This is a genomic window from Streptomyces misionensis (genome assembly GCF_900104815.1).
Lineage (GTDB): Bacteria > Actinomycetota > Actinomycetes > Streptomycetales > Streptomycetaceae > Streptomyces > Streptomyces misionensis.
On sequence record NZ_FNTD01000004.1, the window covers coordinates 5725736 to 5751168 of the forward strand.

The following is a 25433-nucleotide window of genomic DNA, read 5'->3' on the forward strand; positions in this document are numbered from 1 at the left end:
CGCGTTCCGCGTCCGCCCCGCCTCGACGATCATCGCGTGCCTACCGTCGGCACAGGCACGGGGCACGGGGCACGGGCGGGGAGGCACGACCATGACGACACGAATCCCGCGATCCGACAGCGCCCACGACGAGACGCTGCACGGCACGGGTGGCACGGTGAGCGGGGCGGAACCGCGGGACGCGGAGCGGACGGCCCGGGACGGGCGCGCCCACGCAACGGACGTGCCGGACGCGGCCCGCACCGGGCGGGCCTTCGCCCGCCAGGGCGGGGACACGGCCGACGGCACGGACCCGGCACCCGGCTCGCGGGAGCCCGCGTACCGCGCGACCGGCGGGGTGGACCCCGGCTGGGGTCTGCGGACGGTGCCGCGGGCCGTCGTCCGGTCGCACACCCCCCTCCCGGCCGTTCCCGCCACCGGAGCCGACCCCCTGGTCCGCATCCACGACCCCGCCGGCCGCCCCCGCGGCCTCGGTTTCCTCGCCGATCACCACGGCACCCTGCTCACCAGCCACGAAGCCGTGGCCGGCCTCGACCGGCTGGTGCTGCGCGCCGGGGACCGCACCCAGGTGGTCGGCGCCGACGCCGTGACCGAACTCCCCGAGCGCGATCTCGCCCTGGTGCGCACCGAGGGCCTGGGCGCGCCCCCGCTGCCACTGGCCGCACGGGAGGAGGCCGAGGCCGGGACGTACGTGCGGCTCGCGGCCGGCTGCTGGCGGGAGGCCCGGGTGCTGGCCGCCGCCGAGGTGTCGTACGGCGGCCATCTCGTGACCGCGCTGGAACTGGCCATCGGCACGGCGGGCCGGGACGCGCTGCGGAGCGGCGGCGGGGCGGCCGGGGGACCGGTGCTGGACGCCCGTACCGGCGCCGTCCTCGGCGTGGTCGGCACCGCGTTGCACGCCCCGCACCGCGACGCCGGCTTCGCGGTGCCGCCGCACCCCGCCGACGGCCCCCTCGCCGAGCTGCTCGCCCGCAACGCGGCCACCGTGCCCGCCTACGGCGCCGACCTCAACCTGGCCGGCGTCCTGGAACTGACCGCCACCTCGGTGGGCCAGGACGGACCGCCCGAACCCCCCGTGGAGCCCGTCGAACGCGCCGACGTGGCCCGGCGGCTGAGCGACTTCGCCGACGGCGAGCAACCCGTGCTCGGGCTGGTCGGCGCCCCGGGCAGCGGCCGCACGACGGAACTCGCGGCGTTCGCCGCCCGCCGCGGCCGGGGCGAGCGGCCCGCCCCCACCCTCTGGCTGCGCGGCGCCGACCTGGCGGAGACCGACGGCTCGGTGGCCGACGCCGCCCGCCGCGCCCTGGAGCGCGCCGCCCGCATCATCGCCGCCGCGCGTCGGCTCGACCTCCCGGACGTCACCCCCGAGCACGTGGCCCGGCTCGCCGCCCGCGCGGGCCGTCCGCTGCTGCTCCTGCTCGACGGCCCCGAGGAGATGCCCCGCACGCCCGCCCACCGGCTCCGCGAGTGGACCGACGGCACGACCGCGTGGCTGCGGGCCGTCGGCGCCCGGCTGGTGGTGGCCTGCCGCGAGGAGTACTGGGAGCAGGCCGCCCTCCGGTCGCTGCCGTGCGTGCGCGTGGGCGACCTCGGCGCCGGGGAGGCCCGCCGGGCGCGCGCCCGCTATGGGATTCCCGAGGGTCTGCCCGCCCGGCGGGACGCCCGGCATCCGCTCACCCTGCGCCTGCTGTCCGAGGTGTGGGCAGCCCTCCCGGCGGCGCCGCCCGCCGGACCCGTCGACCGGCACCAGGTGTTCGAGGCCCACCTCGACCTGGTGTGCCTGCGCGTCGCGGTGCGGCTCGCCGCCGAGCGGGGGCTGCGCGGCACCGCCGTACGACGGCTGGCCGCACGGGTCGCCGGGCAGGTGCACGAGGCCGCCCGGCGAAGCCTCGGGCCGGGCGAGCTGGACCGGGAGACCTTCGAGGCGGTGTTCCCCTGGGGACCGGCGCCCGCCCGGCTCGGCGGCGGCACCGGCTGGGCCTCCGCCGTGCTCGCCGAGGGCCTGCTGGTGCCGGCCGGCCGCGGCCACCGCTTCGCGCACGAGGAACTGGCCGACTGGCTCCAGGGCATGCACCTCGACCTGGACCAGGCCGTGCACGCCCTGGTGCACCGCGCCCGCGACCCGCGGACCGACCCGCGGGACGCGCCACCCGTGCCGCGCCACCGCATCGGACCCGTGGTACAGGCCCTGCTGCATCTGGGCCGCCGCCAAGGAGAACGCCAACTCTCCTTCAAGCTACGAGAGTTGGTGGACGCCCTGGACCTGGACACCGACTCCTGGTGGGCCGCCCGGCTGCTCGCCGGGACCCTGCTCCAGGTGCCGGACGCGGCGCCGTACACCGAGGTGCTGCGGCTGCTCGCCGAGCGGCTGGTGGCCTGGCGAGCCGAACGGCGGCCGGTGCCGGGGGAGTTCGGCCCGGACTTCTGGACCGCCCTGCCGCTGTCCTGCGCCGGGCGCCTGGACCTGCTGCGCCGGCTCGTCCTCGCCGACCAGGCGCCGCCCGCGCCCGGCGAGCGCTACCTCGACGCCGTGGCCCGGCTGCTCGCCGCCGACCCCCGCGCCGTACAGCCGCGGCTGGTCCGCTGGTTCACGGACGAGCGGCCGCTGCCCGCGACCCCGCACGCCACCGTGGCGACCGCCGCGCAGGCCCTGCTGCACACCCATCGGCACGGCGCGCTGGACGAGCTGACCGAGGTGCTGGCGGCCGGCGGCCACCCGCGCGCCGAGGAACTGCTCGCCGTGCTCGCCGAGGAGGAGCCGTCCGCGCTCTGCCGGGCCGTGGACCGCTGGGCGCGCGAGGAGGCACCCGCCCGGCACACGGCCGCGGCGACCCTCGGGCTGCGCGCCGCCCCGCACGCGCGCACGGCCGCCGACCGGGAACTGCTCTGCCGCACCGCCCGCGCCCTGCTCGCCCGCCCCGCCGACCCCGCCCTGCACGGCGCCGCCCACGCCCTCCTGGCCGGCGACCCTGGCTCCCGCGAACGGCATCTGACCGAGACGCTGCGCCACTTCGCCGACGGCGACCCGCTCATCCCGCCGACCGCCCTGCTGCCCGCCCTGACCACGCATCCGGAACCGGTCCTGGAGGCCTTCCGGACCCGGCTGCGCGGCCCGCACCGGGAGGCGGCCCGGTGTCTGTGGCGCCTGCTCACCGACGCCACCACCCCGGCCCTCGCCCGCCGCGCCGCCGGCCTGCTGCGCGAGGCGGTGCGGCCGCACCCGGAGACCGCCGGCCGCGTCGCCGCCGCCGTCGACCGCAGGCTGGCCCGGGTCCCCACCCACCCGGCGCTGTTCCCCCTGGTCACCGGCCTGCTCAAGGACGGCCCCGAGCCACTGCGGGCCGCCCTCGCCACCGTCCTCGCCGCCCCCGGCTCACCGCGCCGCGAACTTCTGGAGTTCCTGCTCGACCGCGAGCGGGAACCGTCCGTGCTGGACGCCGTCCTGCACGCGGCGGCGGGGGGCGAAGGCTCCGCGGAGCGCGGCCTGGTCCACCGCACCGGGCTGCTCCTCGGCCGCACCCCGGAGGGCGCCACCCGCTTCGACCGCGCCCTGGTCGACCTGGCCCGGCACGTCCCCGGCTTCGCCGCCCGGATGACCCGCTGGCTCGCCGACGCCCCGGACGACTGGGCCGCCGTCGTCGGCCCCAGCACCCGCCGCACCCTGGAGAACCTGGCGGGAACCCGCGTACCGGCCTGAGACCGCTCTCACACCGCCGCGGGCGACGTGCGCCAGGTCACAGCGCCCCTACCGATGCGGGCCGCGGGCACCCGGCATGGCACCCTTAGACCTGCACAAGAGTCAAGGTGGACACGGACACGGGTCGAGGAGCGGTCACAGTGCAGCGCTGGCGTGGCTTGGAGGACATCCCCGAGGACTGGGGGCGCAGCGTCGTCACCATCGGTTCCTACGACGGTGTCCACCGCGGCCACCAGCTGATCATCAAGCACGCCGTCGACCGCGCCCGGGAGCTGGGCGTCCCGGCCGTCGTCGTCACCTTCGACCCGCACCCCAGCGAGGTCGTGCGCCCCGGCAGCCACCCGCCGCTGCTCGCCGCGCACCACCGCCGCTGCGAGCTGATGGCCGGGCTGGGCGTCGACGCGGTGCTGATCCTCCCCTTCACCACCGAGTTCTCCAAGCTGTCGCCCGCCGACTTCGTGGTGAAGGTCCTGGTGGACAAGCTGCACGCCAAGGCGGTCGTGGAGGGCCCGAACTTCCGCTTCGGCCACAAGGCGGCGGGCAACGTCGAGTTCCTCGCCGAGCAGGGCAAGGTCTACGACTTCGAGGTCGAGGTCGTCGACCTGTACGTGTCCGGCACGGCGGGCGGCGGGCAGCCGTTCTCCTCCACCCTCACCCGGCGCCTGGTCGCCGAGGGCGACGTCGAGGGCGCCCGGGAGATCCTGGGCCGCCCGCACCGGGTGGAGGGCGTCGTCGTGCGCGGCGCCCAGCGCGGCCGTGAGCTGGGCTTCCCCACGGCCAACGTGGAGACGCTGCCGCACACCGCCGTCCCCGCCGACGGCGTGTACGCCGGCTATCTGCACGCCCAGGGCGAGGTCATGCCGGCCGCGATCTCGGTGGGCACCAACCCGCAGTTCGACGGCACCGAGCGCACGGTGGAGGCGTACGCCATCGACCGCGTCGGCCTCGATCTGTACGGCCTGCACGTCGCCGTCGACTTCCTCGCCTACGTCCGCGGCCAGGCGAAGTTCGAGTCGCTCGAGGCGCTGCTGGAGCAGATGACGGCGGATGTGTCGCGGTGCCGGGAGATCGTCGCGGCGGAGGGCTAGGACCTCTCGTCCGGATCATGCCGTGAAGACGGCGAAGGGCGGCCGGTGCGAGGAGCACCGGCCGCCCTTCCGCATGCCGTGAGCGGCGCTACTGCTGCGGCGGCTGTCCCTGGGGGTACGGCTGGGCCGGGTACGGCGGTTGGCCCTGCTGCGGCGGGTAGGGCACCTGCTGCGGCGGGTAGGGCTGCTGGCCCTGCGGCGGATAGGGCTGGCCGGGCTGGCCCGGCTGACCGGGATACGGCTGGCCGGGGACCTGCGGGTAGGGCTGACCGGGCGCGGGCTGGCCGGGCACCGGCTGCCCCGGCATCTGCTGGCCGGGCATCGGCGGCGCTGCCACCGGCGGCGGGTTGCCGTCGCTGGTCCACAGCCCGTGCGCCTGCTGGTGCCGCACGAAGTCCTCGGCGATCATCGCGGCGAGGTTGAAGTACGCCTCGCGGGTGCGCGGCCGCATCATGTCGAGGTCCACCTCGGCACCGGCGGCCAGATGCTCGTCGAAGGGCACGACCACGACCCCGCGGGTACGGGTCTCGAAGTGCGCCACGATGTCCTCGACCTTGATCATCTTGCCGGTCTCGCGCACCCCGGAGATCACGGTCAGGGAGCGGGACACCAGGTCCGAGTACCCGTGCGCGGCCAGCCAGTCCAGCGTCGTACTGGCGCTGGACGCACCGTCCACGGACGGCGTCGAGATGATGATGAGCTGGTCGGCGAGGTCGAGCACCCCGCGCATGGCGCTGTACAGCAGACCGGTGCCCGAGTCGGTCAGGATGATCGGGTACTGGCGGCCGAGCACGTCGATCGCGCGCCGGTAGTCCTCGTCGTTGAACGTGGTCGACACGGCCGGGTCCACGTCGTTGGCGATGATCTCCAGACCGGAGGGCGCCTGCGAGGTGAACCGGCGGATGTCCATGTACGAGTTGAGATACGGGATCGCCTGGACCAGGTCACGGATGGTGGCCCCGGTCTCCCGGCGCACCCGGCGGCCGAGCGTGCCGGCGTCCGGGTTGGCGTCGATGGCGAGGATCTTGTCCTGCCGCTCGGTGGCCAGGGTGGAGCCGAGCGCGGTGGTCGTGGTGGTCTTGCCCACCCCGCCCTTGAGGCTGATGACCGCGATCCGGTAGCAGGACAGCACCGGCGTGCGGATCAGCTCCAGCTTCCGCTGCCGCTCGGCCTCCTCCTTCTTGCCGCCCAGCTTGAACCGGGAACCGCCCGCCGCGGGCCGGCCGCTCTTCGCCTTCTGCCGCCGGTTGTTCAGCAGCCGGTCCGAGGACAGCTCCACGGCGGCCGTGTAACCCAGCGGCGCGGCACCGGGGTTGGTGGGCTGCCGCTGGTCGTGCTGGATCGGCTGCGGCCAGGCGGCCCCGGCGCGGGGGTCGACGGGCGGCTGGGGCTGCGGCTGCTGCTCCGGAGGCTGCGGGAAGCCGTAACCACCGGGCCCGGCGGCCGGGGCGTCCGACGGGGGGAAGCCGTAACCGCCCTGCTGCGCCGGTCCGCCCGGGCCGTTGGGCTGCGGGAAGCCGTAACCGGCGGCCGGGGAAGGGGCGTTGGGCGCCGGGGGCTGGGGCCCCGCCTGGGGGGCCGGGGGCTGCGGGAAGCCGTAGGCACCGGCGGGACCGGCCTGCGGGCCGCTCTGCGGGCCCGGCTGGGCGGGGGCCGGGGGAGTGGGCATGCCGGGCTGGTACGGCTGAGGGGGCACACCCGGCTGCCCCGGCTGTCCCGGCTGACCAGGCTGTCCCGGCTGGTTCCAGGCGGCGGGCGCGGGCTGCGGCACCTGCGGCTGGAACGGCGGCTGCTGGCCCTGCACCGGGGCGGGCTGCTGGGGCCCGGCCTGCTGCGGGGCGGGCGGCTGGGGCATGGGCTGCGGTCCGGCCTGCGGCGGCATCGGCTGCTGCGCGGGCCACTGGGCCGCGGGCGCCGGGGCGGCGGGCTGGTACGACGGCGGCAGCGGGGGCACACCGCTCCGCGGCGCGGGCGGCGGCGTCCACGCGGACGGGAAGTCCTGCGGGCCCGGCGCCGGAGCCGGGGCCGGGACGGGGGGAGCGGGCTGGGAGGCGGCGCCCTGAGGTGCGGTGCCGTTCGCGGGTACGGCGTCCTGGGGGGCGCTGCCGTTCGCCGGCACGGCGTCCTGCGGCGTCGCCTCCTCGCCGGCCCCGGCTTCCGCGGAGACCTCCTCCTGGCCGGAACCGTCGTCGCCCGCACCCTCCGGCGCGCTGTCCGCGGCGTCGGAGACCTCGGTCCCCGCGGCGCCGTCGCCGTCCGTCTCCGCGCCCTCGCCCGGGGCGTCCTCCTCCTCGGCGGCGTCCTCCGCGACGACCGCGTCCACGGCCCCTTCCGCGCTGGGCTCGGACTCGGACCCACCACCGGACTGCGAACCGGAACCGGACCCGAGGCCGGAACCGGAACCGGAATCGGACGAGGAACCCGCATCGGACGGGGAGCCGGACCGGGAACCGGCACCCGACCGGGCCTCGGACTCCGCGGCGGCCTTCTGCATGGCGGCGGCCTGCTCGGCGAGCTCGGCCATCTCCCGCTTCAGGGCGACCGCGGAGAACCGCATGGTGGCCCCGCTCTCCAGATCCCCGTTGTCGGTCTCGGGCTCGACGGCCGGGGCCTCGGGCCCGGCCTGCGGCGGCTGGGACGGCTGCTGCGGCTGCTGCAACTCGAACCCGTCGGGCAGCCTCGGCATCGGAACGGAACCCTCGGCCGGCGGAGCGAACGGCGTCCCCTGCGCGGGCGTACCGACCGGCGGAGTGCCGGGCGGCGGCGGAGTCGCCCCGGCACCCGGCGCCGTCGTACCCGGCGACGAGGAGAACGGCGCGGCCGCGCCGCTCCCCGGGCCACCGGCCCCGGCCGCATCCTGCTCGGCGAAGCCCCCGGCGCCGCCCACGCCGCCCGGGCCCCCGATCGAACCGCCACCGCCGGAACCCGCGGGGCCGGACGCGTTCTGCGTGTACCAGGCGGGGGGAGCGTAGTCGATGGTGAACTCACCGGTGGTCTCGACGGCCTCCGCGTCGGGCTGGTCATCGCCGGGTGTGGCCCAGCCCCCGCGCATCCCGTCCCGATCGCTGCTCACAGTTCCTCCTGGTGTGGTCGAGCACCCTCATGCCGTGCCGGGGCGACCATGTCGTGTCGTTCGAGTCGTCCGTAGTCGTCAGGGGCAGTCCGCTCCACGGGTCCTGCCATCACGCCCGCTCCCAGCCTAATCACCACGAGCCGCCCCTCGGCAGGCCCGCCCACCAGTCGGCTCGCGCACACCGGCCGAGACGGCACGGCGAAGCACCGCGCCCGCCAACCGAGTTGTCGCACGAAACCGGGAGCAAACGGAAGAGGAACGGCGAACGGAAGAGAGAGGGAAGACGAACAAACAGGACGGACAAGGGCAGTTCAGTCCATGCGCCGGGGCGTGCCGAGCAAACCGGTCTCGGCGTCGGTGGGCTGGGTCAGCACATACTGCCGATCGCGGTCGGTACACCACAGGGTGACGCCGTCCGGCAGCGTGGGCAGCGTCTCCACCTCGGTGCGTGTCAGGCCCATGGTGCGCCCGAGTTCGGCGGCCTCGTCCGGGGAGACCCGCTGGATGCCGGCGAGCCGCGCCTGCCGCAGCAACCGGGGCGCGACCGGACTGAGATACGGCAGCAGGGTCAGCACCGACTGCCACGGACCGGACACCACCCGGCCGCGCGGGGGCCGCATGCCGCAGTCCCGCACCACCAGGACCGGCGTACCGGCCGAGGCGCCCTGCGGGGGTACCCGCCCGACGTCGTACACGGACAGGCCGTTCTGCCCGCCGCCCATGGCGTGCACCATCTGCATCCAGGCCTGCGGCCGGCCGGTCTCCACGGCCACCCGCGCGCCGGTGGCCGCCGACCGCAGCGCCAGCACCTGCGCCGTCCACAGACCGCCGATCAGCACCACGTCGTACGGCGTGGGCCGGTTGATGCCCAGTACGGCCGGCTGGCCCTCGGCGTCCACCCCGGCCACCACGCCGTCGTCACCGATGGGCAGGGCGAGGGTGTCCAGCAGTTCGGCGGACAACGCGTGCCGGCCGTGCCGGGGCCCGAGCAGTCCGAGGCCGTGCCGCAGCCGCTCGCCCAGCCCCCGCCCCGCGGGTTCGCCCCCCGCCGTCTGCCGGTTCTCCGGCGAGGCCGACTGATTCGTCATCGTCACCGCGCACCTCCGAGGGGCAGTGTGGCCAGCATGCCGGGCAGCTGCTCACGGTCGAGGCGGGCCAGACCGGCCCCGGCCCCACGGGCCGCCGCCTCCAACGCGCGCCGCGCCGCGACGAGTTCGTCGTCACTGCGGCCGGTCACCCGCAGGTGCCCGCACAGCGACACCTCCTGCCGGTCGCCGCGCGCGAGGGTGAGGCTGAAGGTGGTGGCGAGCGCCGGTATCGCCGTGACCTGGGCGACGAACTGCGGCAGCGACTCGCCCCGGCCGCCGCCCAGTTGGGGCCAGCGCCGCACCCAGTAGGTGGTGTGCCGCCGGTTGTCGCAGCGCCAGCTGCGCCCGGACTCCTCGGTACGCCGCTCCCGCGCCTCGCTGCGCCCCGCTTCCGCCGTGACCAGCGGGTTGGCGCACGCGGACGTGGCGAGCGCGGCGACCAGCTCCTCCTCGTCGAGCACCCGCGCCCGGAAGCCCGCCCCGGTCAGCCGGCTCGCCAGATGGTCCGCGACCCGTACGACGCACTTCTGCGCCCCGAGCAGCCCGCCGCCACGCGCGGCCACGGCCTCCGCGCAGGCCTCCGGGTCCAGCTTCAGCGCGATCCAGGTGATGCGCACGGCCGGGGCGCCGGTCTGCTCCTGCAAGGGGAGGTAGTTGGCGACGGCCACGGACTGCTGCGGCAGATGCAGCGCAGGCGCCGGCTGCGTGTGCAGCACCGTCTGCGCCGACTCCAGCCGTATCCCGTCCACCTCCAGCGCGTCCCGCACCAGCCCCAGCGGCAGCGGCTGCCGGCTGCGCTCCGCCCGCAGCGCCGTCGCGTCCGCCTCCACCTGCAACACGGCGGTGACGAACGTGCCGTCCCCGACGATGCCGACGGGGCGGCGGTCGCGGGGGGCGTAGGAGTAGGTGCGCAGGCTCGGCTCGCACTCGAGGGCGGGCACCAGCGAGGGTTCGGTGCCCGGCGGTATCGGGGTGGTCGCGGCCCGACGCTGCCGCGCCTTCAACTCCCGCGCGGTGGTCAGCCATTCGGGCAGCGACCGGCCGCGGCGCCGCACGAACGCGAGCGCCACCAGCAGCACGGCGAGGACCGCGGCGGGCACCAGGGCGACCGGGCCGACGACCCAGCCGACGACGAGCACGGCCAGTGCGAGTTCCGGCAGCACGAGCCGTTGCATGCGGAACGAGCCGGACAGCGCCGGACGGACGGCCGGACGTGCAGTGTTCGGGGGCCGCTGTTCCCGGGGCGGCGCCGGCCGCGACCCGGCCGGTTCCGGACCGGCCGCCGAAGGGGCGGCCGCCCGCCCGTGCCCGCGCGTACGAGACCGCGTCCCGGAAGCCCTCAACTCATCCCCCCATTTTCCTCACAACTCCCAGCAATTCCGCCCCTGGGCAGAGGCCTTGAGAGCCCCGGTACCCTACCTGCTCCACGGAACCGATCAGACACCAGGCATAGTAGGGGCTCGGTCCGACAACGCGGTGCCGGAGACGGTCGTCTCCGACCGGCATCCGGACGGCACACGGGGAGAATCAGGGGCAGATGGCATCTCGGCGGGATCAACTCAACGCCTACACCTTTGCGAAGCGGCGCATGCTCGCGGCGTTCGTCCAGCCCTCCTCCGACGGCTCGGAAGAAGGAGCCCCCAAGCCCCTGCGCGCGATCCTGCCCGGCACCATCGCCGGCGTGGTCGTCCTGGCCGTCTTCGGCGCCTGGGGCATGTTCCGGCCGACCGCGCCGCAGGGCTGGGACACCCCCGGCGAGAAGGTGATCATCGCCAGCAAGTCCACCACCCGGTACGTCGTCCTCAAGACGGACGGCAAGACCGAGCTGCACCCGGTGCTCAACATGGCCTCGGCGAAACTGCTCCTCGCCGACGGCAAGGGCGACGTGGTCACCGTCGACGAGTCGATCCTCGACAACGGCAAGATCCCGCACGGCGTCACCATCGGCATCCCCTACGCCCCCGACCGCCTGCCCTCCAGCCAGGAGGCCGGAGCCAAGAAGCGCTGGGCCGTCTGCGAGCGCCCGAGCGCGGGCGGCGGGGCCATCCAGAAGGCCGCGTTCGTCCTCGCCGCCCGCGACCTGAAGAAGACCGAGAGCCCCAGCGAGAAGCTCGGCGGCGGGGACATCATGTACGTCGCCGCCCCGGACGGGCAGCGCTACATCGTGGACGCACACGGCACCGCGTACCAGGTGAAGAACGACGAACTGCTGCTGCGCACGCTGGTCGGCGCCAACCGGCAGCCCCAGCGCGTCTCCGGCGACTGGCTCGACACCCTGCACAAGGGCGACCCGATCGAGTTCCCCCGGATCGAGGGAACCGCGACCGCGCCCGCCGGTGTCCAGGGCAGCCTGCCGGCCACCGCCAACCGGGTCGGCATGGTGCTGCGGGCCCCCGACGGCGACCGCCAGCAGTACTACATCGTCGAACAGGGCAAGGTCCTGCCCGTCTCCGACTTCACCGCGAAGCTGCTCCTCAACAGCAAGGACCTCGTCCACCTCGGCCAGGCGGGCAAGGCCCTCGACGTCAGCGCGGGCGCGTTCGTGCCCGGCGCGACCCCCTTCGCGGCCGACCGCAAGTGGCCGACCCTCGCCCCGAAGGTCGTCAACGACGCGGGCTCCGGGAGCGGCAGCCGCGACACCGTCTGCAACGTCCTCGACCACGTCGACCCCGGCCACGGCACCACCACCCTGAGCACCTGGGCGGGCACCGACTTCCCCGCCACGCTGCCCACCGGGTCGTCGAGCGCCTATGTGACCCCCGGATCCGGCCAGCTCTACCGTCAGTTCCAGGGCACGGACACCAAGGCCGGCGGGGTCTTCCTGGTCACGGACACCGGCCTGCGCTACGCCATGCAGTCCAACGCCGACAGCGACTCCACCGGCACCGAGTACGGCATGACGGACAAGCAGCGCAAGGAGATGCGGCAGGAGGCCCAACTGGCCCAGACCCGGCTCGGGTACGCCGGCCTGGACCCCGCCCCCATCCCCGCCGCCTGGTCCCTGTTCCTGCCGACGGGGCCTCGCCTGTCGACCACCGCGGCGAGCCAGCCGCAGGGTTCGTAGGGGGAGTCACGTGTCCTACGCGCCGTCGTCCTCGCGTCTGCTCCGCACCGCCGCGATCGCGGCCGCCACGCTGTGCACCGCCACAGTCGCCCTGGCGCCGCCCGCCGCCGCGGACTCCTTCAGCGACCAGTGCAACTTCCCCAACAAGCTGTATCCCGGGCGCCCGTGGGCCCTGCAACGCGTGCTGCTGGACGAGTTGTGGAGCCAGTCCAAGGGCAAGAACGTGCGGGTCGCGGTCATCGACACCGGGGTGGACACCAAGAACCCCCAGCTGACCCACGCCGTGGACGCGTCGAGCGGGGCGAACCTGCTGCCGGACAAGAACGGCAAGGGAGAGAAGATCGACCGCGGCAAGGCGGACGGCACGACCGACACCGTCGGGCACGGCACCCGGGTGGCGGGCATCATCGCCGCCCGCCCCCTGCCGGGAACGGGATTCGTCGGCCTCGCACCCGAGGCGACCATCATCCCGATCAAGCAGAACGACGCGGACGGCGACGGCACCGCGGAGACCCTCGCCGCGGCGATCGAGCACGCGATCCGCGAGAAGGCCCAGGTCATCAACATCTCCCAGGACACCGCCAACGCCGTGCAGCCGGCCGACGGCCTGAGACGGGCGGTGGACGACGCCCTTCAGCACCAGATCGTGGTGGTCGCCTCCGCGGGCAACGACGGCCTCGACGGCAACGACAAGCGCACCTACCCCGCGTCCTACCCCGGCGTCCTCGCGGTCGCCGCCTCGGACCGCAACAACGAGCGCGCGGCCTTCTCCCAGTCCGGCGACTTCGTGGGCGTGGCCGCCCCCGGCGTCGACATGATCTCCACGGTGCCCAAGGGCGGCCACTGCTCCGACAGCGGTACGAGCTTCTCCGCCCCGTACGTCGCCGGGGTCGCCGCGCTCATCAAGGCCAAGCACCCCGACTGGACGGCCCGCGAGGTCATCGCCCAGATCGAACAGACCGCGGAGCGCTCGGTCGCCGGCCACGACCACCTGGTCGGCTGGGGCGTGGTCGATCCCGTCCGCGCCCTGACGGACGACGACCACCCCATCGAGAAGCCCACCGCCCGGGAGGGCCTCACCCGGGCCAAGGCCCCGACCCCGGCCCGCCTGGTGCTCGGCGAGACGGCGGACGAACGCAACGCCCGCCTCGCGACCTACGTCGCCGTGGGCGCGGCCGTGCTGGTGGCCGCCCTGGCGGGGATGGCGGTGGCGGTCCGCGACGCGCGCAGAAGGTCGGTGACCAGGGGAACCGGCACGTCCGGGTCGTGAACGACACGTGAAGGTCGCTGACTGCAGCAGTCTTGTCACACAAGTGAGTTGGGACTGTCAGTCGCCTTGACTAGAGTGATTGCATCGCAGAAACGAAAGCTTGAGGAGTGCTGCCGCCTCAAGCAGGGGATGGAAACGGGGGTGGCGCAACGTGCGGCCTGACGACGGCGCGGGCGGACTGAAGGTTGGTCTGGAGGCACTGAAGACCTTCAAGACACGGGTGGACGCGCTGCTGAAGACATTCGAGGATTCGCCCGGCTCGGCGAAGAAGCTGGCGATGCACACGCTCGCCGCCGATTCGTTCTATTCAAAGGGCGTGTTCCCCGAGGCCACGGGCCTGCACAGCCAGTACACGCGCGTCCACGACCGCCTCACGACGCTCTCCCAGAGGCTGTCGTTGCAGATCGAGGCGATGCAGATCGCCGTGCACGGTGCGGACATCGGTTTCGCCAACCTGGACGACGATCAGCGGCGCCGCTTCCATGAGATCCGCATGGAGATCAACGAGCAGCACACTGATGCGCCCGAGGGTCAGAAGCGCACCAACGACAAGCAGGTTAGCGGGGGCTTCTAATGGGTGACCATCACACTCGACCGGATGTGCACCAGTTTGACCGGTGGGCGGCAGAGCAGCAGGTCAAGCAGGCGAACTCGAACCTGACGAGTGGCCAGTGCGCCGCACCGAGCCTCAAGACGCAGGGCGGCGGCTGCGGTGTCAGCGACTTCGAGAACCACGAGCTGAACGACATGATCGACATGGTGGCTTCCGCGCGTCCGAAGGACCTGGAGAACGCCGCCAACGGCTTCTGGGACGCACGAGACGCCATCTGGAGTGCCGCCGATGAGCTGTTGGAGAACATCGGCCGGATCGACTGGCACGGCGAGGCGGCCACCGCGTTCCACAACTGGGCCAGCGATCTCGTCAACCACTCGTACGAACTCGGCTTCTTCGCGGACACCGTGGCCACCCAGGTCTCCGCGGCCGGCATCGGCCTCGACTCCGTCCAGCGTTCCATGCCGCCCCGCGACACCCGGCCCAAGAACCTCTCGTTGGCGGAGCAGGTCAAGGCGGACCCGGACGGCCTGCTGGCCCGGCATGTCGAGAACAACCGCCAAGAGGCCGTCAACCTGATGAACAAGCTGGCGTCCTACTACGCGGTCTCGGAGGAGAACCTGCGGGCCCAGGACGGGCCCACGTTCGGGAAGATGCCGGACATGGGGGTGCCGGAGGCGGCCATCGGCGCCAAGGGCAAGGCCGGAGAGAGCACCGGGGGCAGCGGGGTTCACTCATCGCTGTCACACACGCCCGTGGCCGGAACCGTGCGGGACCACGTTGTCGCCCCGACGGTTCCCGGGGACGGTGCGGCCGTTGGCACCGATCCGAAACTGCACCATGTAGTGACGCCGCCGAACCAGCATGTGCGTGTGGATCCCCCGCCCCACGTGGGTACCAACGTCGACAGCGTGAACACGCTCCCCCCGGACGTCGCGAAGCCGACGGTCCCGGTCGCGCCGCCGACCGCGCCTGCTCCCGGTGGAGGTGGCGGGGGGCCGGTTCCTCCCTTCCCCGCCGGCCCGGTGGTACCGAACATGGGGATGCCCGTCGGGCGTGGCGGAGCGGGTGGGGGCCGGGGCCCGGTGAGCCCGCCCCGGATGTCCGTTCCCGCCGCCGAAGAACGCGAACTCGGAACCGGCGCACGACGTGGGCCCATAGGGGGTGTGCGGCAGCCTTTCGTACCGGGGCAGGCCGGGACACGTGGACCTGCGTCCCCAGTGGGCAGGACGCCCATGGGGCAGGCCCCGATGGGCAAGGCTCCGGCAGGCCGGGGCCCGGTCGGTCGCAGCGTCGTCGGCGGAACGCCCAGGCCTGTGGGCACGCCTGCCGAACCCGTCGGTCGAACGGGACCGACCGGGGCGGCGCGTACCAGCGGTGTCATCGGGGGTCGGCCGGCCACGTCGCCCGCACAGGGCACGAGCGGCTCCAGGGTGCCCCGCGGCACCGTCATTGGTGGCGAGTCTGGCTCGCGTGACCCACGTGCCGTCGAGCGCCCCGGACAGCGCGGGGTGATCAGGGCATCCGAGCAGGAGGGCGGCGAGGCGCACGCTTCGCGCAGGCCTGCGTCCACCGGCGGTGTGGTCGGAGCGTCCAACAGCAAGGCGCCGACAGCGAGGAATGGCGCTCGTGCGTCCGATGAACCCGTCCCGGGCCGTCCGGCGGTCCGAGGCTCCATGCGGGACCGTGACAAGAAGAAGTCGAACCGGCAGCAGGCGCCGGAGCGCGACTAACGAGATGAAGCGAGGACGTACGAGAGGCATGTTGTCAGCGAGCATGAGACGAGTGACCGCCGCGTGCGCAGCACTCGGCGCACTGATGGCTCTGCCGGCGGGCCTGGCCCCGAGCGCAGCTGCCGCCGACGTCCAGTCCCAGCAGTGGTACCTGTCGGCCATGAAGGCCGACGAGATGTGGAAGGCGAGCACGGGCAAAGGGGTCAAAGTCGCCGTCGTCGATTCGGGTGTCAATCCCTCGACCTCGTCCCTCCAGGGCCAGGTGCTGGGCGACGAAGTGCCGAAATCCGTTTCCTACGGGGCCACGGAGGACTTGATCGGCCATGGCACGACGATGGCCGAAATCATCGCTGGTACCGGGCATGGCGGAGGGATGAAAGGCCTTGCTCCTGGCGCCAAGATCGTGCCCTATCGGATTGCGATCGAGGGTATGAGCCTGTCCGAGCGGAACAAGGCTCCTCGAGTGGGTGCAGTGATCAAGGCCATCGCAGACAGCGACGCCAAGATCATCAATATGTCCATCGGCAGCTTCGCTAGTTATGACGATGAGGAAGCGGCGGTCAAGTACGCCGCTTCAAAGGGCAAGTTGATGTTCGCAGCCTCAGGTAATGAGGCGCAGACGAAGAACAACCCCGGGTACCCGGTCTCCTATCCCCATGTCGTCGGGGTCGCAGCCGTGGACAAGGCCGGCAAGGTAGGAAAGTTCTCGAACCACGGATACGCCGTCGACTTGGCGGCCCCTGGGGTGAACCTGCCTTCCTGGTGCGATGCGACTTTCCGCTCGTACTGCTCGCACGGATACGGAACCAGTGACGCCACCGCCATCGCCTCCGCCTCCGCCGCCCTCATCTGGTCCGCTCACCCCGACTGGACCGCCAACCAGGTCCTCCGTGCGCTGATCGACACCGCCGGCCGGGAGTGGCCCAAGGAGACCCCCAGCAACTACCTCGGCTACGGCATCGTCCGTCCCCGCAAGGTGCTGGAGAACCCCCACTACAACCCGGGCCCGGCGAACGTCGATCCTCTCGCCGTGGAGGACGGGGTCGCCAAGCCGAAGACCTCGCCCTCCGCTTCGGCCCCCGCCAAGTCCCCCTCCGGCGGAGAAACCTCCGCCGCCGACACAAGCTCCAAGTCGTCCGGCAACACCCTGACGTGGGTGGTCGTCGGAGCGGCCGCCGCACTGGTGGTGATCGGTGGCGCGGCGTTCGCCGTCCTCCGGTCACGACGACGTGCCTGACGGTTCACACGAAAGGCGTCACCGCTCGGTGATGCGCAGTCACAAGAAGCACAGCTCTCACGAAGGGGAGTGCCGACATGGCCGACGGCCGTAAGTTTCATGATGACCACGCACAAAAGCTCCAGACGAACGTCATCGACCGCTACGAGTCGGTCAAGACGAGCCTCGGCAAGCTCCAGGGCACGATCGACATGATCGAGACCCACTGGACCGGCCACGGCGCCAACGCGTTCAAGACGAAGCAGCATGAGATCAACGAGCACATGGCCGCCATCGGCCGCATGCTCGAGGACTTCCTCGAGGGCATCCGTCTCAACAAGGCCGACAAGACGAAGCTCGAGGACGAGCTCCACTCGACGATCAACAAGATCGAGGTGGACGCCGGCGCGAGCACCTCGGCGCTCAACCTGTACTGACCGGATCCGAAGGAAGAGGAAGAAGACATGACCGATCCGCACTACCAGGATCTGACCGTCAAGTACGGCGCCCTGGACTCGCTCGCCACCGAGCTCGGCAACGTGGCCAAGAAGCTGGAAGACGACCTCAGCGCTCTGAAGAAGGGCGTCCTCGACGTGGCCGAGGGCTGGGGCGGCGAGGCGTACGACGCCTTCCAGCGCAAGTCCAAGGCGTGGGACCAGCACGCCACCGGCATCCACCAGGCGCTGCTCTCCATCACGCAGCGGGTGCACGCCGCCGGCGGTGACTACCGCGGTGGCGACCTGAAGGGCGCCAGCTACTTCGAGTGAGTCGGACGCCTTGAGAACGACGAGGGGTGGGTACGCGCGGGAGGTACCCACCCCTCTTCTGTATGTTCCGTCGGTGACCCGGCGCCGCGCGGTCACATCCGCGGGCGTTTCCGTGGCTGTGCCTTTCTTCGCACCTTGGCCGAGAGGCCCGGCGGAAACACCGCCGGGCCTCTCGACCAGGGCGTCAGTACTCCACGTCCACCAATCCCGTCTGCACCAGCATCTTCCCCCTCCGGCGCGAGACGAAGACACCGCGCCCCGCCGGCATCGGCCGCGGCCGTACCCCGCCCAGGAGGTCGCCCTCGCTCGGGTCGCCGGACAGGACCACGCCCTGGGCGCCCAGTTCGGTCATCCGCTGCATGAAGGCCTCGAAGGAGGCCCGGCCCGCGCCCGCGGTGGAGCGCGCGATGATGAACCGCACGCCGACGTCACGGGCGAACGGCAGCAGTTCGACGAGGCCCCCCAGCGGGTTGCCGCTGGACGTGGACACCAGGTCGTAGTCGTCCACCACCACGTACACCGTCGGGCCCCGCCACCAGCTGCGCTCCCGCAGCTGCTGGGCGGTGACATCGGCGGTGGGCGTGCGCCGCTTCATCAGGTCGGCGAGGGCCACCATGTGGTGGTCCATGGCGTTGGACATCGGGATGTACTCGGCCAGGTGCGAGGCCGGCGTGACATCCAGCAGGGACCGCCGGTTGTCGACCACGAAGAACTTCGCCTCGTCGCCCGAGTAGCGCTGCGTCAGCTGCGTGATGAGCAGCCGCAGCAGATTCGACTTGCCCGACTCGCTCTCGCCGAAGACCAGGAAGAACGGGTCCTGCTCGAAGTCGACGAAGACCGGTTCCAGGTCGTTCTCGTCGATGCCGAAGGCGACACCCTGCCGCGGGAAGCGGTCCCCCGTGGGCAGCTGCTCCGCCGGAAGCTCCCGGGGCAGCATCCGCACCTGCGGAGCGCCCGGTGCCTGCCAGTGCCGGGAGACCTCGGCCGCCAGGGCCGCCGTCGCGTCGGCCAGGTCCGTGTCGGAGGTGAGGCCGTCGATCCGCGGCACCGCCGCCATGAAGTGCAGCTTCTGCGGCGACACACCGCGCCCCGGCACGCCCGCCGGCACGTTCGCCGCCACCTTGCGGTCGATCTCGGAGTCCATGGTGTCGCCGAGCCGCAGTTCGAGGCGGTTCATCAGGTGGTCCTTGAGGTTGGCGCGGACCTCCATCGAACGCGACGCCGTCAGCACCAGGTGGATGCCGTACCCGAGGCCGCGCGCCGCGATCTCCAGGACGGCCGGCTCCAGACTGTCGTAGTCGGTGCGGAAGTTGCCCCAGCCGTCGATCACCAAGAACACATCGCCCCACGGCTGGTCGGTGACCGAGATCTCGCCCCGCTCGCGCCGGGCGCGGAAGTCCTGGATCGAGGCGATGCCCGCCGTGCGGAAGTACTCCTCGCGGCGCCGCAGCACACCGAAGACCTCCGACACCGTGCGCCGCACCCGCTCCGGGTCCAGGCGGGAGGCGATCCCGCCCACGTGCGGAAGGCCGGCCACCGCCGCCATGCCGCCGCCACCGAAGTCCAGGCCGTAGAACTGCACCTCCTGCGGAGTGTGCGTCAGCGCGAAGGCGCAGATCAGCGACCGCATCATGGTGGACTTGCCGGACTGCGGGCCGCCCAGCAGCTGCAGATGGCCCGCGGCGCCGGAGAAGTCCAGCCACAGGGGCTCACGACGCTGCTCGTACGGCTTGTCGACCAGGCCCACGGGGACGACGAGGCGCCCCGCACCCTCGTAGCCGGGCTGGGTGAGCCCGCGCCCCGGGACGGCCGTGAGCTTGGGCAGCAGCCCGTCCAGCGAGGGCGGGCTGTCCAGCGGCGGCAGCCACACCCGGTGCGCCGCGGGCCCCTGCGCCTCCAGCCGGCGCACGATCACATCGAGGACGGTGTCCGCGAGGGCGTCGTCGACCTGCGCGGTCGGCTCCGTCCGCTGCTGCGGCACCGGCGCGTACCGCACGGGCACCGCCGCGGCGGTGAACAGCACCGGCCGCCGGTCGACGGGCAGCGGCCCCCCGGCCGAAGCGGACTGCCGGCCCCCGGAGCGGTACACACCGGAGACGTACGCCGCCTTGAAGCGGACCATCTCGTCCGTGCCGAACTTCAGGAAACCGGAGCCGGGCACGTTCGGGAGTTCGTAGGCGTCCGGGACGCCGAGGGCCGCGCGGGACTCGGCCGCGGAGAAGGTGCGCAGACCGATCCGGTACGACAGGTACGTCTCCAGGCCGCGCAGCCGGCCCTCCTCCAGACGCTGCGAGGCCAGCAGCAGATGCACGCCCAGCGAACGGCCGATGCGGCCGATCTGCACGAACATCTCGATGAAGTCGGGCTTGGCGGTCAGCAGTTCGCTGAACTCGTCGATCACCAGCACGAGCGAGGGGATCGGCTGCAGCGGGGCGCCGGCCGCGCGCGCCTTCTCGTAGTCGTGGATGTTGGCGTAGTTGCCCGCGTCGCGCAGCAGCTCCTGGCGGCGGTTCAGCTCGCCACGGATCGAGTCGCCCATGCGGTCGACCAGGGTGAGGTCGTCGGCCAGGTTGGTGATGACCGCCGCCACGTGCGGCATCTGCGCCATGCCGGCGAAGGTCGCACCGCCCTTGAAGTCGGCGAGGACGAAGTTCAGGGTCTCCGAGGAGTGGGTGACCGCGAGGCCCAGCACCAGGGTGCGCAGCAGCTCCGACTTGCCGGAACCGGTGGCGCCCACGCACAGACCGTGCGGGCCCATGCCCTCCTGGGCGGCCTCCTTGAGGTCCAGCATCACCGGGCGGCCGTCCACGCCGACACCGATCGGCACCCGCAGCCGCTCGGCGAGCCCGCGCGGCCGCCAGGTGCGCTGCGGATCGACGGACGCCGCGTCGCCCAGGTTCAGCAGTTCGGTGAACTCCAGGTTGGCGAGCAGCGGTTCGTCGTCGTCACCGCCGGAGGCGAGGCGCAGCGGGGCCAGTTGGCGGGCGAGGGCCTCGGCGGACTCGTACGACAGGGCGTCCGGCGTGCCCTCGTAGACCTCGCCGCTCGCCGACTCCAGGCGCAGCGCGGTGGGCTGCGCGACGATCCACAGGTCACCGCGGGCGGCGGCGACTTCACCGGGCACGACCTCGATCACCGTCACGCCCTGGAGTCCCTCCAGGTTGGACAGGACGGAGTCGGGCGGCAGGGAGACGCCGTCGAGGACGAGGACGATGTGGGGCTCCTCCAGCAGCGGCGCGCCGCTCGGGTGGAACCGCGGCCGGCCGGCGAGACGGTCGGCCAGCAGGTCCTCCAGCTCGCGGGCGTCGGGGCCGATCAGCCGGCGCGAGCCCGCCCCGTCCACGGCGTCCGCCGCCTGCGCGTGCGGCAGCCACTTGACCCACTCCCACTGCGGGAGCGTGTCCCGGCCGGCCGCCACGGCGACGATCAGGTCCTCGGGGGAGTGCAGCGCGGCCAGCGAGCCGGTCAGGGCGCGCACACAGGAGCGCGCGGACTCCGCGTCACCGCTGACGGTGACGTGGTAGAAGGCGCGCAGCGAGACCGCCATCGGCAGGTCGCCCAGGGTGCCGTGGACGTCGACGAACCGTTCCATGGCCCCCGCCGTGAGCGGTTCCAGCCGCCCTGCCGGACCGGCCTCGGGGGCGATGAGCGGCGTGGCCAGTTCCTGGGCACCCAGCCCGATGCGCACCTGCGCGAAGTCCTCGTCGCCGGGCCTGCGTTCCCACACCCGGCTGCCCTCGGCGACCAGCGCCCACAACTGCTCGGGCGAGGGGTGCAGGTAGTACTGCGCGTCGCGCTGGGCCTTGGCGGTGGCCACGGCGGCGCTGCGGGTCTGCGACAGGTAGCGCATGTAATCGCGCCGCACATCGGCGAGTTGGCCCTGCGAGCCACGCCGGAAGCGGATCACCATCGCGATGGACATGGCGACGGTGGACGCGATCATCACCATGCCCATGATCTTCATGAACGGCTGTCCGTTCGTGAAGAAGAAGACCACCGAGCCACCCATGCCGAGTGTCGGCAGCAATTGCATGAGGACGCTTTCCTGCGGCCCCCGGGGCAATTCCGGAGGAGGCTGGAGAACGACCTCCCCTGTGGGCACTTCGGACGGCAGCGCCCGAGGCGGGCGCTTCACGACGATGTGACTCACTGCTCCCCAATTCCTTTGCCGGGCCCCAAGAATGAGGTCCGTCCCCCGTTGGCGGACGGACGCAGGCCGCCGCGTGATCCTACTGACTCCACGAATGACCGGTGCGGGGTAGGGTGCCGGGTGTTCGCTTGAGCACACGCGAACACACCCCGCGAACCGGGGTATTCCGTGCGAGGCGTCTCCGCACGCCACCCCTGGCGGAGCCGGGCGACGCCCTCTGCGTCGATTCTCGGGTGTCCGCCCCGGGGATCGAGCAGGATTTTCACATCACGGGCGCAGAATCATCACTGAGGGGGAGTACGAGGTGACCACGACGACCACGGGAACAGCGGTGCCCGGCACGGGGTCCGGGTCGGGGCTCGGTTTCTGCCGGGTCACGATCGTCGCGCCCGACAGCCGGATCGACGTGGCGCTGCCCGACGACATCCCGGTCGCCGACATCTACCCGGAGATCCTCAGGCTCTCCCGGCAGGAGCCCGCCGAGGGCGCACCGGTCGGCTACCACCTCGTACGCCGGGACGGCACCGTCCTCGACAGCGCGCGGTCCTTCGCCGCGCAGCGGATTCTCGACGGCGAACTGCTCACCCTGCGCCCCTTCTCCGAGTCGCTGCCGCCGGCCGTCTTCGACGACGTCTCCGAGGCGGTCGCCTCCTCGGTGACCCGGCACCGGACCCTGTGGAGCGACGACCTCACCCGTGCCGCCGGCCTCGTCGGCGCGGGCGTCCTGTCGGCCCTGCTCGCCTTCGTCACCTGGCAGGCGGACCCCGGGCACGACATGCACAGCCTGCCCGGCGTCCTCGCGGGCGTCGCCGCGGTGCTCCTCGTCGTCTTCGCCGCCGTGCGCGGCCGGATCTACGACGACCGGGGCGCGGCCATCGCCCTGGGCCTCGGCGCCCTGCCCAACGCCGCCGTGGCCGGTTCCGGACTGCTCCCCCTCGCCCACGGCCAGGGCATCGGGAAACTCCAGTTCCTGCTCGCCTGCGCGGCCGTGCTGCTCGCCGCCGTCGTCCTGACGCTGTGCACACCGGGCGGGGACGCCCCGTTCGTCGCCTTCGTCCTCGCCTCCGCGCTCGGCCTGCTCACCGTGTTCACGGCCGTCCTCGCGCACTGGACGCCGAAGGAGATCGCCGCCCTGTGCGCGCCCCTCGCGGTCGGCGGCCTCGCCTTCCTGCCCGGCCTTTCCATGCGCTTCGCCCGGCTGCCCATCGGCTTCGAACCGCCGAACTCCGCCCAGAGCAGCGTCTACGGCACGGAGACCACCGTGCAGGAGCCGGTCGACACGAAGCGGATCGAGGCCCAGGCCCGCCGCGGTCACGAGATCCTGGTCGGGCTCGTCGCCGGCTGCGCGCTCACCGCCCTCGCCTCGGCCGCGGTGCTCGGCTTCTCCGACGACATCTGGGCCCAGCTGCTCGCCCTCGCCACGGCCGTGGCGCTCCTCATGCGCGCCCAGCTCTTCCGCTACACCGGCCAGGTCGCCCCGCTGCTGGCGGCCGGACTCGGCTCGCTCGTCCTGCTCGGTCTCGGCCTGGCGCTCAACCCGCCGCAGTCCATCCTGCGCGACGCCCTCACCGGCGACCGCTCCGGCCTCGACATCCGCGCCGTCTGGCTCGCCGCCGCGATCGCGGCCGGCACGGCCCTCGTGGCGGCCCTGGGACTCATCGTCCCGCGCCAGGGCCTGAGCCCCTTCTGGGGCCGGTTCCTGGAGATCGTCGAGGGCTTTGTCCTCCTCACGCTGGTGCCCCTCGCGCTCGCCGTGTTCGACGTGTACGCCGCGGCCCGCGCGATGACCAGCAAGTGACCTGAGGCACCGCCCCGTCGGCCCGCCCGCCCCCGCGGGGGCGGCCAAGAGAAGGATCTCGCAGCGTGAGCTTCGGCCCGCCCCCGTCCATGTACACACAGTCGGCGCTGGCCGCCGACCAGTCGCGCGGCCGGCGCCGCCGACGCCTCCTGGGCGTGCTCGCGGCGGTCGTCGCGGTCGTGCTGTGCGCCGGCGCGGGGCTGCTCTGGTACCACTCGTCGGGCGACGCGGGGCACGCCGGCGCCAAGGCGGCGAAGCAGGCCCCGGGCGACGTGCGCGACGGCCGCGAGAGCGTGGAGAAGGCGCCCGTCTCCCCGGAGGGGCAGATCGTCGTCGACCACGAGGAGAACATCCTCGCCAACAAGTTCCGGTACGCGCCCGGGACCTGGGCCACGGACAAGATCGTCGCCCGGACCGTCGCCAACTGGATCGCGGGCTACAAGATCGGTGGCTCGCTGGACACCGACAACCGGGCCTGGAAGCTGGACCTCGACGGCCCCGTCTGCGCCGTCAGCCGCGACGTCACGGTCGACGGCCGGACCCCGGTCGTGATCCAGACCTCGGGAAGCTCCTGCGACCAGGTGCTCATGGTCGACCTGAACACCGGCAAGAAGCTCTGGCAGCGCAAGATACCGTCGTCCGAGTTCGCCTACGTCACCAACACCAACGTCGCCCTGACCCGGGGGGTCGTGGCCATCGCCTGGGGGCAGGGCTCGGCGGCGTACGACACGGACAGCGGCAAGCGGCTGTGGAACACCACCCTCGCCACCTCGCAGTGCCACGACGCGGGCTACGCCGGCGGCCCCGCGCTGCTGGCCCTGGTCACCTGCAAGCAGGCCGGCGAGCGCACCTACCGGGTGGAGAAGCTCGCACCGCGCACCGGCAAGGTCGCGTGGAGCTACTCGGTCAGCAAGGGCGTCCAGGAGGTCTTCCTGCCGTCCTCCGACCCGCCCGTGCTCGCCGTCGCCGCCGGGGACGTCCTGGTCACCGACCTGATCACCCTGGACCCCGGGAACGGCGAGCGGCTGGCCACCATCTCGCTGAAGAAGTACGAGCCCTACTGCGATCCGGAGACCTCCGGCTTCTTCGGCGTCGTCGACAAGTGCTCCGGCATCGTGGCCGGCCGCGACCGGGTCTTCGTCAGGAGCAAGGACTCCGACGACCCCTTCAAGCCGGCGAACCACATCACGGCGTTCGACGTCCGCAAGGGCACCGCCGTGGCCACGTTCAGCGGCCGCACATTCCAGTCGGTCCTCCCCGTCCGCATGAACGGCGACGACCTGATCGTCTACCGCAGCAGCATGGACGAGGTGCAGCCCGCGGCCATCGTCGACTGGAACCCGCGCACCGGCAAGGAGACCCCGTTCCTCCTGTTCCGCCTGCCGACGGAGGAGGACAGGACGTTCGACGGGAAGGTGGAGGACGACCCGGAGTTCTCGGTCCTGCTCTACGAGCACGGCCGCGCCTTCTTCGCCCCCTACCGGCTGGAGCGCGAGGACCCGAGGAAGGCGGGCCCGGTCATCTCGGTGTTCGGCGTCGGCACCGCCGGCCTCAAGCACTGACCCCCGGCGCGCGAAAGGGGCGGCACAACGCGTGCCGCCCCCTCCCGGACCACCTACCGCGCCTCGGGTCCCCCGTCGTGCGCCATGGGCTTCAGGTCGAACTCGCCGTCCCGCGCCCCCAGCACGAACGCCCGCCACTCCGCCTCCGTGTAGCGGAGCACCGTGTCCGGGTCGAGGGAGGAACGCATCGCGACGGCCCCTTCGGGGAGGTACGCGATCTCCACGCGCTCCTCGTGCTCCTCGGTGCCCGGGGCGCAGTGCCACTCGACGTCCGAGATGTCGAGCGCGTACAGCTCGTCGCGCTCGCGCTCCTTGCGTGCCTTGATCTCCGCTTCCGTCTCCGCCATGGTGCGGCGACCCCTTCCCGACGTTTG

16 protein-coding genes are annotated in these 25433 nt (G+C 72.9%); 11 read left to right on the forward strand and 5 right to left on the reverse strand.

What is annotated here, in order from left to right; all coding sequences use genetic code 11:
- The first annotated feature begins 91 nt into the window (after window positions 1–91).
- A complete protein-coding gene (locus BLW85_RS27885; protein ID WP_244174921.1) occupies window positions 92–3697 on the forward strand; it encodes a S1 family peptidase in 3606 nt (1201 codons plus the stop codon).
- 140 nt (window positions 3698–3837) lie between these two features.
- Window positions 3838–4785: a bifunctional riboflavin kinase/FAD synthetase gene (locus BLW85_RS27890; RefSeq protein ID WP_070022151.1), complete on the forward strand. Its 948-nt coding sequence runs from the start codon at window positions 3838–3840 to the stop codon at window positions 4783–4785.
- An 88-nt stretch (window positions 4786–4873) separates the two neighbouring features.
- Here the strand turns inward: BLW85_RS27890 and BLW85_RS27895 are convergent, their stop codons facing one another.
- The 3 genes from BLW85_RS27895 to eccE form a co-directional block, all read right to left on the reverse strand.
- The gene (locus BLW85_RS27895) at window positions 4874–7858 is read right to left on the reverse strand and encodes an SCO5717 family growth-regulating ATPase (RefSeq protein WP_107409196.1); all 2985 of its coding nucleotides are present in this window, start codon (window positions 7856–7858) and stop codon (window positions 4874–4876) included.
- A 311-nt stretch (window positions 7859–8169) separates the two neighbouring features.
- Window positions 8170–8946, reverse strand: a complete 777-nt coding sequence (locus BLW85_RS27900; RefSeq protein ID WP_070022147.1) for a hypothetical protein — start codon at window positions 8944–8946, stop codon at window positions 8170–8172.
- A gap of 2 nt (window positions 8947–8948) precedes the next feature.
- On the reverse strand, window positions 8949–10121 hold the full coding sequence (gene eccE / locus BLW85_RS27905) for a type VII secretion protein EccE (RefSeq protein WP_208624907.1): 1173 nt from the start codon (window positions 10119–10121) through the stop codon (window positions 8949–8951).
- Between the two features lie 362 nt (window positions 10122–10483).
- On the opposite strand from eccE, the gene eccB reads away from it, so the two are divergent.
- The 7 genes from eccB to BLW85_RS27940 all read left to right on the forward strand — a co-directional run bounded on the left by eccB (window position 10484) and on the right by BLW85_RS27940 (window position 17549).
- Window positions 10484–12010 carry a type VII secretion protein EccB gene (eccB, locus tag BLW85_RS27910; RefSeq protein WP_074993592.1) on the forward strand — a complete coding sequence of 509 codons (1527 nt, stop codon included), beginning with the start codon at window positions 10484–10486 and terminating at the stop codon, window positions 12008–12010.
- Between the two features lie 10 nt (window positions 12011–12020).
- A complete protein-coding gene (mycP, locus tag BLW85_RS27915; RefSeq protein WP_403421472.1) occupies window positions 12021–13280 on the forward strand; it encodes a type VII secretion-associated serine protease mycosin in 1260 nt (419 codons plus the stop codon).
- Between the two features lie 151 nt (window positions 13281–13431).
- The gene (locus BLW85_RS27920) at window positions 13432–13854 is read left to right on the forward strand and encodes a hypothetical protein (protein WP_074993594.1); all 423 of its coding nucleotides are present in this window, start codon (window positions 13432–13434) and stop codon (window positions 13852–13854) included.
- Complete coding sequence (locus BLW85_RS27925) at window positions 13854–15566, forward strand: hypothetical protein (RefSeq protein WP_143060470.1); 1713 nt, start codon at window positions 13854–13856, stop codon at window positions 15564–15566. Before BLW85_RS27920 ends, BLW85_RS27925 begins: the two co-directional genes overlap by 1 nt.
- A gap of 43 nt (window positions 15567–15609) precedes the next feature.
- Window positions 15610–16803 carry a S8 family serine peptidase gene (locus BLW85_RS27930; RefSeq protein ID WP_208624908.1) on the forward strand — a complete coding sequence of 398 codons (1194 nt, stop codon included), beginning with the start codon at window positions 15610–15612 and terminating at the stop codon, window positions 16801–16803.
- A gap of 77 nt (window positions 16804–16880) precedes the next feature.
- On the forward strand, window positions 16881–17219 hold the full coding sequence (locus BLW85_RS27935; RefSeq protein ID WP_070022136.1) for a WXG100 family type VII secretion target: 339 nt from the start codon (window positions 16881–16883) through the stop codon (window positions 17217–17219).
- A 27-nt stretch (window positions 17220–17246) separates the two neighbouring features.
- A complete protein-coding gene (locus BLW85_RS27940) occupies window positions 17247–17549 on the forward strand; it encodes a WXG100 family type VII secretion target (RefSeq protein WP_070022134.1) in 303 nt (100 codons plus the stop codon).
- Between the two features lie 184 nt (window positions 17550–17733).
- Here the strand turns inward: BLW85_RS27940 and eccCa are convergent, their stop codons facing one another.
- A complete protein-coding gene (eccCa, locus tag BLW85_RS27945) occupies window positions 17734–21699 on the reverse strand; it encodes a type VII secretion protein EccCa (protein ID WP_071828838.1) in 3966 nt (1321 codons plus the stop codon).
- Window positions 21700–22003: 304 nt separating this feature from the next.
- On the opposite strand from eccCa, the gene eccD reads away from it, so the two are divergent.
- Entirely contained in the window at window positions 22004–23497 is a 1494-nt protein-coding gene (gene eccD / locus BLW85_RS27955) for a type VII secretion integral membrane protein EccD (RefSeq protein ID WP_074993601.1), read from the forward strand.
- A gap of 65 nt (window positions 23498–23562) precedes the next feature.
- The gene (locus BLW85_RS27960) at window positions 23563–25059 is read left to right on the forward strand and encodes an outer membrane protein assembly factor BamB family protein (RefSeq protein WP_074993603.1); all 1497 of its coding nucleotides are present in this window, start codon (window positions 23563–23565) and stop codon (window positions 25057–25059) included.
- 53 nt (window positions 25060–25112) lie between these two features.
- Here BLW85_RS27960 and BLW85_RS27965 read toward each other — a convergent pair whose 3' ends face one another.
- Complete coding sequence (locus BLW85_RS27965; protein WP_070022128.1) at window positions 25113–25406, reverse strand: DUF397 domain-containing protein; 294 nt, start codon at window positions 25404–25406, stop codon at window positions 25113–25115.
- Between the last annotated feature and the right edge of the window lie 27 nt (window positions 25407–25433).

What these genes read in the sequence shown, in the direction of transcription:
- BLW85_RS27885 (WP_244174921.1), top strand. Translation starts at nt 92, where the DNA reads ATGACGACACGAATCCCGCGATCCGACAGCGCCCACGACGAGACGCTG.
- BLW85_RS27900 (WP_070022147.1), bottom strand. Translation starts at nt 8,946, where the DNA reads ATGACGAATCAGTCGGCCTCGCCGGAGAACCGGCAGACGGCGGGGGGC.
- eccE (WP_208624907.1), bottom strand. Translation starts at nt 10,121, where the DNA reads ATGCAACGGCTCGTGCTGCCGGAACTCGCACTGGCCGTGCTCGTCGTC.
- eccB (WP_074993592.1), top strand. Translation starts at nt 10,484, where the DNA reads ATGGCATCTCGGCGGGATCAACTCAACGCCTACACCTTTGCGAAGCGG.
- BLW85_RS27925 (WP_143060470.1), top strand. Translation starts at nt 13,854, where the DNA reads ATGGGTGACCATCACACTCGACCGGATGTGCACCAGTTTGACCGGTGG.
- BLW85_RS27930 (WP_208624908.1), top strand. Translation starts at nt 15,610, where the DNA reads ATGAGACGAGTGACCGCCGCGTGCGCAGCACTCGGCGCACTGATGGCT.
- BLW85_RS27935 (WP_070022136.1), top strand. Translation starts at nt 16,881, where the DNA reads ATGGCCGACGGCCGTAAGTTTCATGATGACCACGCACAAAAGCTCCAG.
- BLW85_RS27940 (WP_070022134.1), top strand. Translation starts at nt 17,247, where the DNA reads ATGACCGATCCGCACTACCAGGATCTGACCGTCAAGTACGGCGCCCTG.
- BLW85_RS27965 (WP_070022128.1), bottom strand. Translation starts at nt 25,406, where the DNA reads ATGGCGGAGACGGAAGCGGAGATCAAGGCACGCAAGGAGCGCGAGCGC.